The sequence below is a fragment of the Phenylobacterium sp. genome (assembly GCF_030697925.1).
GTDB lineage: Bacteria > Pseudomonadota > Alphaproteobacteria > Caulobacterales > Caulobacteraceae > Phenylobacterium.
This window is the reverse complement of sequence record NZ_JAUYOJ010000092.1, coordinates 1-14993: the sequence shown is the minus strand read 5'-3', so window position 1 is coordinate 14993 and position 14993 is coordinate 1. Positions and strand designations below refer to the sequence as shown.

The following is a 14993-nucleotide window of genomic DNA, read 5'->3' as shown; positions in this document are numbered from 1 at the left end:
CGCAAGATCGATCGACGAAACCCGGACGCCTCGCGGCGGCCGGGTTTTTCGTGCGCTACAGCGCCACGGTCAGTTCGAACTTCAGGCCGTCCTGCGCCCAATCGAAGCTCGCCGAGCCGCCGAGCTGGCGGGCGAGGTCGGAGATCAGCTTGGAGCCGAACCCCTTGCGGGTCGGGGCGCGCACCGGCGGTCCGCCGGTCTCGCGCCAGACCACCCGCAGGACCTTGTCGCCTTCCAAGGTCCAGTCCACGTGGACCTCCCCGGCCTCGGCGCCGAACGCCCCGTACTTGCTGGCGTTGGTGGCCAACTCGTGGACCACCATGCTGAAGGGCTGGACCTGCCCGGGCGCCAGCACCACCGCGGGACCGTCCAGATGATAGGCGTCGGCCTTGCCCATCGTGGCGAGTTCCTCGGCCAGCACCTCGGCCACCAAGGCGCCCTCCCACCGGCGGCTGGCCAGGGCGCCTTGGGCGCGGGCGAGCGCGCTGACCCGGCCTAGGACGATCTGCTTGTAGCGCGCGACGTCGCCGGCGCGGGTCAGATGCATGATCGACTGGACCACCGCCAGCATGTTGCGCGCCCGATGGTCGACCTCGCGCATCAGCAGGTCCCGGGCGGCTTCGTTGCGCTTGCGGTCGGTGATGTCGGTCAGGGTGACGGCGATGCCGCCGCCATGCATGGGCGCGATCCGCAGCTCCACCACGCGGTCGGGGCGCAGGCGCGACGGGGTCTCGAAGACGGAGGTCTCGGCCTTGTCCATGGCCGCCACGCAGGCGCGCTCGAACGGGGTGCCGCGACCCTGCGGGAAGACATCCCACATGACCTTGCCCAGCAAGGCCTTGCTGGAGACGTTGAAATAGCGCTCGGCGGCGCGGTTGAAGAGCACGTAGCACCAGTCGCGATCCAGGGCGTAGAAACCGTCGCTGACGCTTTCCAGCACTGCTGCCAGGCGCGCCTCGGTCTCCGACGGCTCCGGCGACTGCATGACGCCCATCTAAATCCCCCTCGCCCCTTGGGGAACATGCGAATCGACAGCCTGCGTCGACGAGTCCCCCCGGTTTGAAGCGCCGAGCGGCGGTTCTAGTTCCGCGTGTGGCAGCTTCAGCCCCGGGCGGCCTTGGCTTGGCGCGTGGTTTGGGCCTGGGGCTCGGCCTGGAGCGCGGCCTGGGGCGGATCGAAGGAGCGGCTGGTCTCCAGCTTCTTCAGCCGCGCCGCGAACTCGGCCGACAGCCGCCATCCGAAGCCGCGAACCGTCTCGATCGCGTCGGCGCCCAGCTTCCGGCGAATGCCGTGGATGACCACGTGCACGCCCGACAGCGTGCGGTCGGCGACGTCGTCCAGCCGCGGCAGGGCCTCATCGAGCGAGTAGACGTCGAGCAGGCGGGGAAAGGCGCCCTTGAGCGCCGCGATGATCGCGATCTCCTGGGGCCGCAGCCCGACCATCCAGGGGGCGACCTCGATCGCCTCGATGTGGACGGCGCGAAGCTGGGTGAGCAGGACGTCGATCTGCGCCCTGGCCTTGCCGAGCTCGTCTTGGAGCTCGCGAACACGCGGGCGGCGCGATTCCTGGTCTGGCGGCAGTCTCAAATCCGCACCTCGGCGTAGGAGGCGGCGACGGGGGTGTGGAAGGGCAAGGCCTCGCCTTGCGTCAAGCAGTTCGGCATCGGAACCTTGAGGCTAGGGGGGGTGGCTGAAGGTCGCCCGAACCTAGCCTCCGATTCCAACCGCCGCCTTGGGGCGGTTCGTCGCACTGGGTCGCCACGATCTTGACGTATTGTTAAGCCCGTTGCAGCCAGGCCTTTCCGAGCTTGGGTTTGCGCCCACCCGCCTGGCCGAATCCACCGCCGGACCGCACCAAAACTGCGTCAATATGTCGAGAGGCCGACACCGGTGGCGCCGGCCTCCGACCGCCTAGTGCTTGCTAGGGTTGATCAAGTACTTCTCTCCAGTTGCACGGCGATTGTACGCGGCGATTATTTCGGGGTTGAGGGCCTCGGCCAGCGACACCTCATACGAGTAGTGGCTGGCGAATGTGGTCTTCAGTTCGGCGGCGACTCGCTCGCGCAGCTTCTGGGCCGCCTCGGGACCGATCTTCATCAGGAACGGCGTCAGCAGCCAGCCGCCAACACCCCAGGACATTCCGAAGCCGCGGTTGAGTGTGGTGGGCGCGGTGTCGAGGCCGCCATAGATGTAGGCCTGCTTGTGGACCGTCGAGCCGTAGCGGCTGAAGCTCTTCGCCGTCCTGTTGGCCGCGACCTCCATGGCCGTCAGGATCTGGCCGACCAGCCTGCCGCCGCCGATGGCGTCGAAGGCCAGGGTCGCGCCCGTCGCAACTAGCGCGGCGGTGAGATCCTCGGTGAAGTTTGGCGAGGTTGAGTCGACGATGTAGGCGGCGCCGATCTCCCGCAGGATCGCAGCCTGTTCCGAGCTCCTCACGATGTTCACCAGCGCCACGCCGTCGGCCAGGCAGACCTTGTTGAGCATCTGGCCGAGATTGGAGGCCGCGGCCGTGTGGACCAGCGCCGTATGACCTTCGCGGCGCATGGTCTCGACCATGCCCAGAGCGGTGAGCGGATTGACGAAGCACGAGGCGCCTTCGGCCGCGGTCGTGCCCTCCGGCAGCCGCAGGCAGTCTGCCGCTTTCACGGTTCGATACTGGGCATATGTCGCCCCGCCCAGGATCGCCACGGTCTGGCCGAGCAAGGCTTGGGCCTCCGCCCCGGCCGCCACGACCACGCCTGCGCCCTCGTTGCCGACCGGTAGCGAGTCGTCGAGACGCGCGGTCATCGCTTTCAGATACTGGGGCGGAACGCTGGCGGTCAGCACCGGCCGCTCCGCCGTGCCGCCGACCTTCGCGGTGGAGATATCCGCAGGTCCGAGCAGAAGGCCGAGATCCGATGGGTTGATCGGCGCGCCTTCAATGCGAACCACGACCTCGTCCGGGCCCGGCGCGGGGACGTCGACCTTGGCGAGTGACAATTCGAGCTCGCCGCTCGCCTTCAGGAGCGATCGCAGTTGCAGTCCGACGGTGGGGATGGGCTGGCTCATGTGGGTTTCCGGTGTGGGGGTGAGATGGGGAGAGTCGCCGGGTCAGTCGGCGATGTGGATAAGCATCTTGCCGGCGTTCTGGCCGGCGAAGAGGCCGATCAGCCCCTCCGGCGCGCGCTCGAAGCCGTCCAGGATCGTCTCCTGGTACTTGATCGCGCCGCTCTTCAGCCAGCCGGTCATGTCGGCTAGGAAGGCGGCGTTGAGGTGGGCGAAGTCCGTCGCCACGAAGCCCTCCATGCGGACCCGGCGATAGATCAGGTTGAACAGTCCGTTCACGCCGTCACCACCGCCGTTATAGGTGGAGATCATCCCGCAGACCGGTATGCGGCCCCGGACATTCATCCGCGGCAGCGCCGCGTCCAGATGCGCGCCGCCGACATTCTCGAAATAGACGTCGAGGCCTTTTGGCGTGGCCGCAGCGAGGGCCTCGGCGAGGGGTTGGGTCTTGTAGTTGATCACCGCGTCGAGCTTCAGTTCGTCGCGCAACCACGCTGCCTTGTCGTCGGACCCCGTGGACCCCACCACGTAGCAGCCCTTGATCTTGGCGATCTGAGCCGCGACCGAGCCCACGGCGCCGGCCGCCGTGGAGATGAAGATCTGTTCGCCGTCCTTCAGCGCGCCCGTCTCCAGCAGCCCGCCATAGGCGGTGATCCCCGTCGCTCCCAGCGCGTGCATGTATACCGACAAGGGCAGTGACGGATCGTGGTTCAGAACCGACAGCCCCTTGCCGCTGGACGTGAACCGTTCCTGGAATCCGGCCCCGTGGCGGACGAGGTCGCCTTCCTTGAACCGGTCGTTGCGCGACTGCACCACGCGCCCGATCCCGCCCCCCAAAAGGGGCGCGTCCAGCGGCTGGTCGGCGTCAAGCCGGGGACGCATATAGGGGTCGACCGACATGATCAGGGCCTCGACTTGCACCTCGCCGTCGCCGGCGTCCGCGTAGGGGGCCTCAACGACCGCAAAGTCCTGCGGGACCGGGACGCCTTGTGGGCGGCGAACGAGGTGGATCTGGCGGGCGACAGTCATTTTGGATCTCTTTGCTGGAGTGCGTGTGAGACGTCGTCTCAGCCGTTGAGCGAACCCATCATGGCGGGCGCGTAGCGCTCACCCGCCGGCGCGAGGGGTTTGAGGGCGGCGTCGACGCCGGCCAGGTCGGTCGCGTCCAGATGCACATCCAGCGCGCCGACGTTCTGCTCCAGGTACTTGCGACGCTGGGTGCCGGGAATGGGGACGATATGCTCGCCCTGGGCCAGGACCCAGGCGAGCGCAAGCTGAGCTGAGGTGACGCCCTTGGAGGCGGCCAACCGAGCGACCGCCTCCACGACCGCGAGGTTGGCTTTGAAGTTCTCGCCTTGGAACCGGGGATTGCTGCGCCGCCAGTCGGTGGGCGCGAAGTCGTCCGGGCTCTTGAGCTCGCCGGTCAGGAAGCCGCGGCCCAGAGGACTATAGGGCACGAACCCCACGCCAAGCCGCTCGCAGGCCGCCAGGATCCCATCCTCCGGATCTCGGGTCCAAAGCGAATACTCGCTCTGCACCGCAGTGATCGGATGCACCTTGCACGCGCGCTCCAAGGTCTCGGGAGAGACCTCTGAAAGGCCGAGATGGCGGACCTTGCCGGCCTGAACCAGCTCCGCCATCGCACCGACCGTCTCCTCGATCGGCGTGCGGCTGTCGACCCTATGCAGGTAGTAGAGATCGACGTGATCGGTCTGCAGTCGCGCCAGGCTGCCGTCGATGGACCGACGGACATGCTCAGGCGTGCCGTTGACACTGACGCCGGAGGCGCTTGCGGGATCACGGACGATGCCGAACTTGGTCGCGAGGAAGACCTCGTCGCGCCGGCCAGCCATCGCGCGGCCGATCAGTTCCTCGTTGGCGTGGGGGCCATAGATGTCCGCCGTGTCCCAGAAGTTGACGCCTAGCTCCAGGGCGCGCTGGAGGGTCGCGGTGGCCTCGACCGGGTCCGAGGCGCCGTAGATCGGGATCATGGTCATACATCCCAGACCGAGCGCGGAAACCTCAGGCCCCGCTGCGCCGAGCTTGCGTACCTTCATCGTTCCCTCCCAAGACTCGACCGTTTTGGTCTATACGGTCATTTCGTTCAACCGCATGCTTGCTGTCAATGCGGAGTTCCGCCTAAGAGTGGGCAATGTCAGAGACGTCCCCTGTGACGCCGGAGTGCGGCGACACGCGCGCCAAGGCCAACGCGATCCTCGACGCCGCGCAGCGGATGTTCGCCGCCTTCGGCTATCGCCGGACGGCCATGGATGACATCGCCCGAGCGGCCGGCGTCGCGAAGGGAACGCTCTATTTTTATTTCGACGGCAAGGAAGCGGTGTTCCGGGCCATGCACGCCAGAACCCTGGCTGAGCTCAGCCGCCTTTGCGATGAGGCGGAGAACGCCGACCTGCCGTTCCCCGACAAGCTCTACCAGTTGCTAGATCGCCAGTGTGGCACGGTACAAGAGCGCTATGCGCGCTCCGAGCACCTCATGGAGCTGGACGCCACCCGGACCACGATCGGCGCCGACCTCGCCCGCGACGCCGACGACGCCTATGCGGCGCGCCTTGTTCGGGTGCTGCGCGACGCCGACAACCGCGGTGAGATCGATCTGGCTGGGGCCGACCTGGCGGCCGAGAGCCTTGTGAGCACACTGCTGGCCGCCGCCAAGGGCGCCAAGCAAGGTCCTCATGGGCCGGTGGGTCTCGCTGCCTATCGCGACAGTCTGCGCCAGATCGCCCAGGTCGCCGCCGCCGCGGTCAGGCCGCGCTAGCGCTCTGCGTCCGGGAGACGCAAGCGCACCTCGCAAGCCACCTCGATGCTCTGTACGGAGCATCGAGGCTGCAATGGGCGTCGCGGAGGTCTGGTAGCGAGGTCGGCTCCTCGCGGCCAGCTTGGAACCGTCCTGCACGCCAGCAATCTAAACCTTGCTCTGCGCCCCTTTGCGGACCTCGGGGTTCTTCCCACAAGCAGAGATCCAGGCCTAACACTATGAGGACCGGTCTCGACACGTTGCGGGATCGACGCCCTATGCGAACGCGCTGAATAGGTGCTCTGGCGCAGTCTCGATTTCGCAAACGAGCCGGGATTCTATCGTCTGCGCGGACAGCGTGTGGCGCGCGCGCCTGCTTCTTCGTCCTGCGTCGCCGGCGCCAGCCGTTCGGCGTCGCTCCGGGCGGCCGAGCCGCCGTCAGGTCCTAGCCGGCGCAGGCAAGTCGGCATGGACGGACGCCGGCAAGCGCGGATCGCTCTTTTCGATTGTGTACCGTATGATTGTGTGTGATCAGACTTCATCTGTTCAGGAGCTCCCATGAAGCGACTTTCGATCCCCGTCATTGTGGCGCTCGCCGCGCTCGCCGCCTCGCCAGCCGCCGCCCAGCAGGCCCGGATGGTTCGAGGCGTCGTCTCGCAGATCCAGCCGGACCGCGTCACGGTGGCGGCCAAGGGGGGAAAGCCTGTGGTGGTGGAGCTGTCCAAGGATTGGCGGGTCTCCGTCACCAAGCCGATCGGCGTCGCCGACATCAAGCCCGGCAGCTTCATCGGCACCGCCGAAATGCCGGTGTCCGAGGGCGTGGGCCGCTCGCTCGAGGTCCATGTCTTTCCGCCCGGCGTCAAGATGGGTGAGGGCCACTACGCGTGGGACAAGAAGAAGGGCTCGATGATGACCAACGGCACGGTCGGGAACATCACTGTGAGCAAGAATGGTCGCGAGCTGGAGGTCGCCTATCCGGGCGGCCAGCGTAAGGTGGTCATCCCGCGCAATGTCCCAATCGTCCAGATCTCCGGCGGCGACCGCAGCCTGCTGAAGCGTGGGTCGGCGGTGTTCATCGTGGCCGCGCCCAAGGCCGGTGGCGGGCTGATCACCAACTCAGTGGCTATCGGCCAAAGCGGCTCCCGGCCGCCCATGTAGGCTCGGATGGGGCGCAGGCGCGTGAAGAAGATCGATCGACCGCTGCCGGACGGGCGCGTGGCCATCTATCGCCATCCGCTGCTGGTCCGGCTCAGCCACGCGGTGAACGCCCTGTGCCTGCTGGCCCTGCTGTTGAGCGGTCTGCAGATCCTCAACGCCCACCCTGCTCTCTATTGGGGCGAGGCCTCGCGCTTCGACCGGCCGTTCGCCGCCATCACCCAGACCACGGACGCGGCCGGCGACTTGCACGGCCGCCTTCAGGTGGGCGGGATGGAATTCGACACCACCGGCCTGCTCGGCGCTTCACGCGACACTTCAGGCGCCATGCAACCCGCCGCCTTCCCCGGCTGGCTGACCCTGCCCGCACAACACGACCTGGGGGCCGGCCGCCAATGGCACTTCTTCATGGCCTGGCTGCTCGTCGCCAACGGCGCGATCTATGGCCTCCCGGGCCTTGTGGGCGGCCGGTTTCGACGGGTGCTCCTGCCCCGGATCGCCGAACTGAGGGGGATTGGGCGCGCCATTGGCGATCACATGCGCCTGAGGTTCGCCCATGGCGAGGACGCCCGGGCCTACAATGTGCTGCAGAAGCTCGCCTATGTGGCGGTGATCTTCGGCCTCCTGCCGTTGATGGTGATGACGGGGCTGGCCATGTCGCCGGCCATGGACGCTCGCCTCCCCTTCCTAAGTGAGGTCCTCGGGGGGCGGCAGACGGCGCGTTCGTTGCACTTTCTCACGGCCCTGAGCCTGGTGGCATTTTTCGTCCTGCACATGGTCATGGTGTTGGCCGCAGGGCCGTTGAATGAACTGCGCTCGATCCTGACCGGCTGGTTCGTGATCGGCAGAAAGGATCGGCGATGAGCCCCGTCCACCGTCGCGCCTGGCTCACTGGGGCCCTGACCAGCGCCGCGGGGCTGGCGCTGGGGGGTTGTGACCGCCTAACCTCGGACCCTCGGGTCAACTCCGCGCTCGAGGCCGGCGAGATCATCACCCGGCAGGCCCAGCGCGGCCTGGTTGGCCGAACGGCCCTGGCTCGTGAGTATCCCGCGTCCGCGATCTCCGCCGACTTCCGAGCCAACGGGACCACCAATCCGGACAATGAGGTCTATCAGCAGCACCTGGCTCAGGGCTTCGAAGACTGGCGGCTCGAGATCGGCGGGCTGGTCGATCGACCGCTCAGCCTGTCCCTCGCCGAGCTGCGCGGCGCGCCCTCGCGCACCCAGATCACGCGCCATGACTGCGTGGAAGGCTGGAGCAGCATCGGCAAGTGGCGCGGTGCCCTGCTGGGCCCCCTCCTCGACCGGGCGGGGCTCAAGCCCGAGGCGCGGTTCATTGCATTCTTCTGCGCCGACACGCTGGAGCTGACCTTCGACGGATCCGGCGACTACTACGAGACCATCGACGTGATGGACGCCTATCATCCCCAGACTCTCCTCGCCTACGAGATGAACGACCGGCCGCTGCCGGTGGCCCACGGCGCGCCCGTACGCCTGCGGCTGGAGCGCCAGCTCGGTTACAAGATGGCCAAGTACGTCATGCGGGTGGAGGCCATCCGCAGCTTCGCGGACCTGGGACGCGGCCAGGGCGGATACTGGGAAGATCGCGGCTACCAGTGGTACGCCGGGATCTAGGCGTCCTCGGGTCCAAGCCCCGCGCCTTCCAGGCTTTCGATCAGTCGGTCGAGCCGCGCCTTGAGCGCGCCCAGGTCATGCGTGGGCGGCTGCAGCCGACAATAGGCCTCCCCGGGTACGGTCAGGGCCTGCTGACGCAGGCTTAGCCCCTTTGAGGTCAGGTCGATCATCAGGCGCCGCTCGTCCTCCGGGTCTCGCCGCCGGGTGACCAGGCCCGCGCGCTCCAGTCGCTTGAAGAGCGGGGTCAGGGTTCCAGAATCCAGGCGAAGCAGCCGGCCGACCTCGCCCTGGGACAGCGGCGAGCGCTCCCAAAGGGCCAGCAGGGCGAGATACTGCGGATAGGTGAGGCCCAGCGGCTGCAGCAAGGGCCGATAGAGCCGCGTCATCAGGCTGCTGGCGGTATAGAGCGAAAAGCAGAGCTGCAGGTCCAGCCGCAGGGGATCGACATCAACCGGCGGGTCGGCCGTGGCAGATTTGGCGGCTCTCGTCATTTCGCCTCAGGCTCCCACCGACACTGAAGTCAGTCTATGTCGCGGGACCAGGAGCGTCGACGCCGCAATGCGCGGCCAGGAACGTCTCGATCCGGCGATTGGCGGCCATCGCCATCGCTGTGGGGAGCGCATTGAAGCCGTGGGGCGCCTCCGGATAGATTTCGAGGTCCGTAGCGTTGCCGCAACTGGCCCAGCGCGCCGCCAGGAAGAGCGTGTCGTCGAGCAGGATGTCCGCGGAGCCCACGACGAAGAGCGCCGGCGGAAGCCCACGCAGGTCGGCGAACAGCGGCGACATGTCCGGTCGCCGCCGATCCTCCGGCGACAGCGACGGCGTGAACTGCTCGATCATCCATTCGAGATGCGGAGTCGACAGGCCGAGGCGGCAGCACAGTGGGCGGCTGCTTCACACCTCCCGCAAAGCCAACCGCCTCAAAGTCCACAAAGAGTCAGATTTGGTCCTTGAGCGGCGTCCCACTCTGAGGCCCGGGCCGGCGGTGCCGGAGTGACCGGAAACAGACGTTCCCGAGGACCGCTATGAGCCCAATTGCGACATCCACAGGCGCCCGTCCCACGCCCCCCCCCCTCAAACCCCCGCCACCACCAGGATCAGCCCCGCCATCGCCGCGCTCATCAGGTTGGCCAGCGACCCGCCCAGCACCGCGCGCAGCCCCATCTGGGCGATCATCGGGCGCTTGTCGGGCGCCAGCCCGCCCAGCACCCCCATCTGGATGGCGATGGAGCTGATATTGGCGAAGCCGCACAACGCAAACGTCACCACCGCCTGGGTGTGCGGGCTCAAGGCGTCCTTGGTCGCCCCGAAGTCCAGATAGGCCACAAACTCGTTCAGGATCACCTTCTGGCCGAACAGCTCCCCGGCCCGCTCCGCCTCCGCCCAGGGCACGTTCAGCAGGAACATCAGCGGGGCGAAGACCAAGCCCAGCACCTTCTGGAAGGTCAGGTCGGGATAGCCGAACAGGCCGGCGATCCCGCCCAGCATGCCGTTCAGCATGGCGATGAAGGCCACGAACACCACCAGCATGGCGCCCACCGCCACCGCCAGCTTCACCCCGTCCTCAGCGCCGTTGAAGATCGCCATGATCAGGTTGGCGGGCCGCTCCTCGGCCTCCTCCTCGACGGCGTCGGCCATGGCGTCGGCCGCCGCGGCCGCCTCGACCGGATCGTCGGGCATCAGGATCTTGGCCATCAGCAGCCCCCCCGGCGCGGACATGAAGGCCGCCGCCAGCAGGTACTCGATCGCCACCCCCATCTGGGCGTAGGCCGCCAGGATGGAGCCCGCCACCCCCGCCATGCCGGTGACCATCAGGGCGAAAACCTGCGGCTTGGTCAGGCCCTTCAGATAGCCGCGGATCACCAGGGGCGACTCCGACTGGCCCACCAGGATATTGGCCGCGGCGTAGAGCCCCTCGACCTTGTCCACCCCCAGCACCCGCTGCAGGAACCCGCCCAGGAACCGCACCACCAGCTGCATGATCCCGAAGAAATAGAGCACCGAGACCAGGGCCGAGAAGAAGATGATGATCGGCAGCACATTGATCGCCAGGCTGGCCATGCCGTTCACATTGGTCAGCCCGCCGAACACCATCTCGATGCCGGCCCGCGAATAGCCCAGCACCCGCTCCACGCCCCGCGCCGTGGCGCCGATCGCCGCCTGGCCGGCCGGCACATAGAGTACGAAGGCCGCGATCGCCGCCTGCAGGAGGAAAGCCGGCCCCACCACCCGCAAGCGGATGCCCCGCCGGTTGGTGGAGAACAGGAGGGCCACGGCCAGGATCACCACGATCCCCGCCAGGCCGATCAGAATCTGCATGGACGTCCCCCGACGAAACCCGTCAGGCCACCGTCACGCCTTTGCGGCAGGCCATCAAGGGTTGTATGCGCTGGCCGAAGTCCTCGATCCCCTTGCGGAAGTCGTCGAAGACCAGCAGCACGCCGGCGGTGTCGGGCACCTGGGCCACCTCGTCCAGCATCCGCGCCACGCTCTCATAGGACCCCACCAGGGTGCCCATGTTGAGGTTCACCGCCGAGGCGGCGTGGGCCAGCTGGGCGGTGTTGGTGGTGGACCCCGCCGCCGCGTTGGGCGCGGCCTGGTTGGTCAGCCAGGCCAGGGCCTCCTGGTCGGCGCCCTCGCGGTAGTGCATCCACTTGGCCATCGCCGCCTCGTCGGTGTCGTCGGCGATGATCATGAACAGGATATAGGCGCCCACATCGCGCCCGGTCTTGGCCTTGGCCGCCGCCAGCCGCGCGTTCACGTCGCCGAACGCCGTGGGGGTGTTTGTCCCCTTGCCCAGCGCGAAGCTGTAGTCGGCGTACTTGGCGGTGAAGGCCAGGCCCTCGTCGCTGGAGCCGGCGCAGATCAGCTTGGTGTCCTTGGGCTGCGGGCTGACCCGGCAGTCCTCCATCTGGAAGTACTGGCCTTTGAAGTTCGACACCCCGGTGTCCAGCAGCTCGCGCAGGATCTGCGCGTATTCCGCCAGGTAGTTGTAGCGGTCCTTGTAGTGCTGCTCGCCGGGCCACAGCCCCATCTGGTCGTACTCGGCCTTCTGCCAGCCGGTGATCAGGTTGATGCCGAACCGCCCCGGGGCGATGGAATCGATGGTCGCCGCCATCCGCGCCACGATGGCCGGCGGCATGGTCAGCGTCGCGGCCGTGGCGAAGATCTTGATCCGCTCGGTCACCGCCGCCAGCCCGGCCATCAGGGTGAAGCTCTCGAGGTTGTGCTCCCAGAACTGCGTTTTGCCCCCGAACCCGCGCAGCTTGATCATCGACAGGGCGAAATCCAGCCCATAGCGGTCCGCCGCCTGGGTCACCGTCTTGTTCAGCTCGAAGGTCGGCATGTACTGCGGAGAGGTCTCCGAGATCAGCCAGCCGTTGTTGCCGATGGGGATGAAGACGCCGACTTCCATGGCTTGGTCCTTCAGGAGAGAAACGCGACCACCGAGGCGTTGAACGCCTGCGCCGCCGTCACCGTGAACCCGTGGCCGCCCCACGGAACGACCTCCAGCGTCGCATGCGCCAGCCCCTGCGCAAGCCTTCGCGAGCAGGATGGCGGAACCAGCATGTCGTCCGCCGAGGCGCTGACCAGCACAGGCGCTGAAATCTCCCCCAGCCGCCCGGAAATATCGAACGCCAGCAGCGCCCCGATCCGCGCCAGCATCACGTCCTTCGTCGGGAAGCCGGCCACATGGTGCACGGCTTCCGCCTCCAGCCGCGCGTCGTTGGCCGAGATCCAGTCGGGCGGGTACAGAAAGAGCGGCTGGGCCCGCACATAGGCCTCCACCCCGCTGTCGTTCAGCAGGCTCACCCGCGTGGCGAAACACCGCGCGATGTGCGGATCGGGCGCCGCCCACCCATTGACCACCACCAGCCGGTCCAGCCGCTGCGGATAGCGCAGCGCCAGCGCCAGCCCCGCCAGCCCGCCCGCCGCATGGCCCACCAGATGCGCCCGCTCCAGCCCCACCGCGTCCAGCACCGCCACGATGTCGTCGGCCATGGCGTCGACCGAGTGCGGCGCGGTCAGTTCCCGCACGCTCCGCCCCGTGCCGCGATGGTCGTACAGCACCACCGTGAACCGCTGCGACAGCGCCGCCATCTGCGGCCCCCAGAACGCGCCCGACCCGCCCAGCCCCGCCGACAGCACCACGCTCGCCGCCCCGGCCGGCCCCTCATGGACCTCGTAGAAAATCCCCTCGGCGATCGCCAACGCCGTCAGCGCTTGCCGATGTGGGCGATGCTGGCGATCTCGACCAGGAAGTCGGGCCGCACCAGCCCGCAGACGATGCAGAACCGCGCCGGCTTCGGCCCCGGGAAGAACTCCGCATAGACCTTGTTCATGGCCGCATAGTCGGCCCAGTCCTTCAGGAAGATGTGGTTCATGGTGACGTCGTCCATGGTCCCGCCGGCGGTCTCGATCACCGACTTGATGGTGGTCAGCACCGCGCGCGTCTGGCCCTCGGCGTCGCCGACGTGGGCGACATTGTTGTCCTTGTCGAAGGCCAGCGTCCCCGACACATAGACCACCCCGTCGGCCAGGGTCCCCGGCGAGAACGGGGCGATGGGAACCTGCGTCCCCGGCGGGGTGATGACGGTCTTGGGCATGGAAACTCCTGTCAGGACACGGGCGGCCGCTGCCCCAGCGCGCCCTTGAAGTCGGCGACGCTGGAGACCCAGCCGAAGAACTTCTCGATGTTGTAGATCGCCGCCTGCTGCACGAAGTCCGGCCCCGCCTGGTGGGTGGCGTCCTCCAGCACGACGCCGAAATATTCCAGCATGAACCCGTCCCGCAGGGTCGACTCCACGCAGACATTGGTGGCGATCCCCACGAACACCAGGTTGCGGATCCCCCGCGACCTCAGCACGCTGTCCAGCTGCGAATTGAAGAACCCGGAATAGCGCGTCTTGTGCAGCACGATGTCGCCCGCCTGCGGCTTCAGCGCCTCCACCAGCTCATAGTCCCAGCCGCCCCGCGCCAGCAGCTTGCCCCTAAGCTCCGGCCGCGCCCGCATGGTCTTCAGCGCATTGGACTTGTGCCAGTTGGGCGAGCCCGGCCCCCCGGCCTCCACATAGTCGGCGTCCCAGCCGTTCTGGAAATAGATCACCGGCATGCCCGCCGCGCGCGCCACCTCAAGCACGCCCCGCGTATTCTCGATCACCCGCGCCGCACCGGAGATGTCGAACCCCGCCAGGTCCAGATACCCCCCGGGCGAGGCGTAGGCGTTCTGCATGTCGATGACGATGACCGCGGTCTGCGACACCGCCACTGTGATCGGCTCGGGCCGCGCCGGCAGGACCACCATGTCCCGCGCCAGATGTCCGTCGGTCGTCATGCAGGCGTTCTCACTGGGGGCCCCACCATGCCATACGCTACGGCGGCGCCAAGCCGTCCAGCCGAGAGACCCGATGCCAGAACACCAACAGGGCCGCCTCCCCGACCAGACCCTGGACCAGGTCTTCCGCACCGCCCGCACCCGCAACGGCTGGTCGCCCACGCCCGTCCCCGAAGCCCAGCTGCGCGAGCTCTACGACCTCGCCAAGCTGGCCCCCACCTCGGCCAACTGCTCCCCGGGCCGCTTCGTCTTCCTGACCAGCGACGCCGCCAAGCAGCGCCTGGCCCCCCACATGTCCTCGGCCAACCGCGCCAAGACGCTCTCCGCCCCGGTCAACCTGATCATGGCCTACGACCTCGCCTTCGCCGACCGCCTCCCCGAGCTCTTCCCCCAGAGCCCCACCGCCAAGACCTGGTTCGCCAAACCGGAGGTCGCCCAGGAAACCGCCTTCCGCAACGGCTCCCTGCAGGCCGCCTACCTGATGCTCGCCGCGAGATCGTTAGGCCTCGACGTCGGCCCCATGTCCGGCTTCGACGCCGAGGCCGTCAACGCCGAGTTCTTCGCCAGCACGACCTGGCGCGCCAACTTCATCTGCAACCTCGGCCACGGCACCGACGAGAACCTGTTCCCCAGAAACCCCCGCCTCCCCTTCGAAGACGCCTGCCAAGTCCTCTGAGCAGCGCCCTCGTCGGACGGCTCAAGCGGCCGCCGAGCACTAAGCGCCGCATGGTCCAATCGCGGATCGCCGTGGCGCTGACGACGATCGACGGGGCTTGCGATCTCCTCCGCCACGATTGGACCGCGTGGCATTCCGAGATCTGGCCACTGGCAAGCCCAGCGCCGGCGTTTAGAGCATGACCGTTTTAGCATGGAGCGTAGCCTGAGTTGACGAGGTAGTTGGCGCACTCGGTTGGGGTGAAGTGGTCGAGGAGTTGGCCGATGCGGCGCCAGGTGGCCTCGACGGTGCGTTCGGCGGCCTTGCGCAGCAGGGTCTTCAGCTTGGCGAAGACCTGCTCGATGGGGTTCAGGTCGGGGCTGTAGGGCGGCAGGAAGAGCAGGTGGGCGCCGG

At 67.7% G+C, this 14993-nt stretch carries 18 protein-coding genes; 5 read left to right on the top strand and 13 right to left on the bottom strand.

Annotation, left to right across the window (positions count from 1 at the left end; genetic code table 11):
- Window positions 1–55: 55 nt before the first annotated feature.
- The 5 genes from Q8Q88_RS08610 to Q8Q88_RS08590 all read right to left on the bottom strand — a co-directional run bounded on the left by Q8Q88_RS08610 (window position 56) and on the right by Q8Q88_RS08590 (window position 5102).
- A complete protein-coding gene (locus Q8Q88_RS08610) occupies window positions 56–994 on the bottom strand; it encodes a sensor histidine kinase (RefSeq protein ID WP_305674783.1) in 939 nt (312 codons plus the stop codon).
- A gap of 107 nt (window positions 995–1101) precedes the next feature.
- Window positions 1102–1587 carry a hypothetical protein gene (locus Q8Q88_RS08605; RefSeq protein ID WP_305674782.1) on the bottom strand — a complete coding sequence of 162 codons (486 nt, stop codon included), beginning with the start codon at window positions 1585–1587 and terminating at the stop codon, window positions 1102–1104.
- Between the two features lie 324 nt (window positions 1588–1911).
- On the bottom strand, window positions 1912–3048 hold the full coding sequence (locus Q8Q88_RS08600) for a zinc-binding dehydrogenase (protein WP_305674781.1): 1137 nt from the start codon (window positions 3046–3048) through the stop codon (window positions 1912–1914).
- Window positions 3049–3090: 42 nt separating this feature from the next.
- The gene (locus Q8Q88_RS08595; protein ID WP_305674780.1) at window positions 3091–4074 is read right to left on the bottom strand and encodes an NADP-dependent oxidoreductase; all 984 of its coding nucleotides are present in this window, start codon (window positions 4072–4074) and stop codon (window positions 3091–3093) included.
- Between the two features lie 38 nt (window positions 4075–4112).
- Window positions 4113–5102 carry an aldo/keto reductase gene (locus tag Q8Q88_RS08590; protein ID WP_305674779.1) on the bottom strand — a complete coding sequence of 330 codons (990 nt, stop codon included), beginning with the start codon at window positions 5100–5102 and terminating at the stop codon, window positions 4113–4115.
- Between the two features lie 95 nt (window positions 5103–5197).
- Between Q8Q88_RS08590 and Q8Q88_RS08585 the strand changes: the two genes are divergently transcribed.
- The 4 genes from Q8Q88_RS08585 to Q8Q88_RS08570 all read left to right on the top strand — a co-directional run bounded on the left by Q8Q88_RS08585 (window position 5198) and on the right by Q8Q88_RS08570 (window position 8589).
- Window positions 5198–5821 (top strand): TetR/AcrR family transcriptional regulator, encoded by a 624-nt coding sequence (locus Q8Q88_RS08585; RefSeq protein WP_305674778.1) that lies wholly within the window; start codon window positions 5198–5200, stop codon window positions 5819–5821.
- A gap of 537 nt (window positions 5822–6358) precedes the next feature.
- Window positions 6359–6958, top strand: coding sequence for a hypothetical protein (locus Q8Q88_RS08580; protein WP_305674777.1), 600 nt, complete (start codon window positions 6359–6361; stop codon window positions 6956–6958).
- A 21-nt stretch (window positions 6959–6979) separates the two neighbouring features.
- Window positions 6980–7819, top strand: coding sequence for a cytochrome b/b6 domain-containing protein (locus tag Q8Q88_RS08575; RefSeq protein ID WP_305674776.1), 840 nt, complete (start codon window positions 6980–6982; stop codon window positions 7817–7819).
- Window positions 7816–8589 carry a molybdopterin-dependent oxidoreductase gene (locus Q8Q88_RS08570; RefSeq protein WP_305674775.1) on the top strand — a complete coding sequence of 258 codons (774 nt, stop codon included), beginning with the start codon at window positions 7816–7818 and terminating at the stop codon, window positions 8587–8589. The genes Q8Q88_RS08575 and Q8Q88_RS08570 overlap by 4 nt, the downstream gene beginning before the upstream one ends.
- Here the strand turns inward: Q8Q88_RS08570 and Q8Q88_RS08565 are convergent.
- From Q8Q88_RS08565 to rutB, 7 genes are all read right to left on the bottom strand, one after another.
- On the bottom strand, window positions 8586–9080 hold the full coding sequence (locus Q8Q88_RS08565) for a MarR family winged helix-turn-helix transcriptional regulator (RefSeq protein WP_305674774.1): 495 nt from the start codon (window positions 9078–9080) through the stop codon (window positions 8586–8588). The genes Q8Q88_RS08570 and Q8Q88_RS08565 overlap by 4 nt on opposite strands.
- A gap of 34 nt (window positions 9081–9114) precedes the next feature.
- Window positions 9115–9453, bottom strand: coding sequence for an alpha/beta hydrolase (locus Q8Q88_RS08560; protein WP_305674799.1), 339 nt, complete (start codon window positions 9451–9453; stop codon window positions 9115–9117).
- A 210-nt stretch (window positions 9454–9663) separates the two neighbouring features.
- A complete protein-coding gene (locus Q8Q88_RS08555; RefSeq protein ID WP_305674773.1) occupies window positions 9664–10908 on the bottom strand; it encodes a NupC/NupG family nucleoside CNT transporter in 1245 nt (414 codons plus the stop codon).
- 22 nt (window positions 10909–10930) lie between these two features.
- Window positions 10931–12004 (bottom strand): pyrimidine utilization protein A, encoded by a 1074-nt coding sequence (gene rutA, locus Q8Q88_RS08550; RefSeq protein WP_305674772.1) that lies wholly within the window; start codon window positions 12002–12004, stop codon window positions 10931–10933.
- A gap of 11 nt (window positions 12005–12015) precedes the next feature.
- Complete coding sequence (rutD, locus tag Q8Q88_RS08545) at window positions 12016–12801, bottom strand: pyrimidine utilization protein D (protein ID WP_305674771.1); 786 nt, start codon at window positions 12799–12801, stop codon at window positions 12016–12018.
- A gap of 5 nt (window positions 12802–12806) precedes the next feature.
- The gene (gene rutC / locus Q8Q88_RS08540) at window positions 12807–13196 is read right to left on the bottom strand and encodes a pyrimidine utilization protein C (protein ID WP_305674770.1); all 390 of its coding nucleotides are present in this window, start codon (window positions 13194–13196) and stop codon (window positions 12807–12809) included.
- Between the two features lie 11 nt (window positions 13197–13207).
- Window positions 13208–13924, bottom strand: coding sequence for a pyrimidine utilization protein B (gene rutB / locus Q8Q88_RS08535; RefSeq protein WP_305674769.1), 717 nt, complete (start codon window positions 13922–13924; stop codon window positions 13208–13210).
- 73 nt (window positions 13925–13997) lie between these two features.
- On the opposite strand from rutB, the gene Q8Q88_RS08530 reads away from it, so the two are divergent.
- Window positions 13998–14600: a malonic semialdehyde reductase gene (locus Q8Q88_RS08530; RefSeq protein ID WP_305674768.1), complete on the top strand. Its 603-nt coding sequence runs from the start codon at window positions 13998–14000 to the stop codon at window positions 14598–14600.
- A 187-nt stretch (window positions 14601–14787) separates the two neighbouring features.
- On the opposite strand, the gene Q8Q88_RS08525 is transcribed toward Q8Q88_RS08530, so the two are convergent.
- Window positions 14788–14993 (bottom strand): transposase (locus Q8Q88_RS08525; protein ID WP_305674767.1); only part of this gene is annotated, 206 nt, incomplete at its 5' end.

Bases quoted from the DNA above. Each gene is read 5' to 3' on its own strand.
- Q8Q88_RS08565 (WP_305674774.1), bottom strand. From the start codon at position 9,080: ATGACGAGAGCCGCCAAATCTGCCACGGCCGACCCGCCGGTTGATGTC.
- rutC (WP_305674770.1), bottom strand. From the start codon at position 13,196: ATGCCCAAGACCGTCATCACCCCGCCGGGGACGCAGGTTCCCATCGCC.
- Q8Q88_RS08595 (WP_305674780.1), bottom strand. From the start codon at position 4,074: ATGACTGTCGCCCGCCAGATCCACCTCGTTCGCCGCCCACAAGGCGTC.
- Q8Q88_RS08555 (WP_305674773.1), bottom strand. From the start codon at position 10,908: ATGCAGATTCTGATCGGCCTGGCGGGGATCGTGGTGATCCTGGCCGTG.
- rutB (WP_305674769.1), bottom strand. From the start codon at position 13,924: ATGACGACCGACGGACATCTGGCGCGGGACATGGTGGTCCTGCCGGCG.
- Q8Q88_RS08610 (WP_305674783.1), bottom strand. From the start codon at position 994: ATGGGCGTCATGCAGTCGCCGGAGCCGTCGGAGACCGAGGCGCGCCTG.
- Q8Q88_RS08530 (WP_305674768.1), top strand. From the start codon at position 13,998: ATGCCAGAACACCAACAGGGCCGCCTCCCCGACCAGACCCTGGACCAG.
- Q8Q88_RS08580 (WP_305674777.1), top strand. From the start codon at position 6,359: ATGAAGCGACTTTCGATCCCCGTCATTGTGGCGCTCGCCGCGCTCGCC.
- Q8Q88_RS08600 (WP_305674781.1), bottom strand. From the start codon at position 3,048: ATGAGCCAGCCCATCCCCACCGTCGGACTGCAACTGCGATCGCTCCTG.
- Q8Q88_RS08590 (WP_305674779.1), bottom strand. From the start codon at position 5,102: ATGAAGGTACGCAAGCTCGGCGCAGCGGGGCCTGAGGTTTCCGCGCTC.
- Q8Q88_RS08570 (WP_305674775.1), top strand. From the start codon at position 7,816: ATGAGCCCCGTCCACCGTCGCGCCTGGCTCACTGGGGCCCTGACCAGC.
- rutA (WP_305674772.1), bottom strand. From the start codon at position 12,004: ATGGAAGTCGGCGTCTTCATCCCCATCGGCAACAACGGCTGGCTGATC.
- Q8Q88_RS08585 (WP_305674778.1), top strand. From the start codon at position 5,198: ATGTCAGAGACGTCCCCTGTGACGCCGGAGTGCGGCGACACGCGCGCC.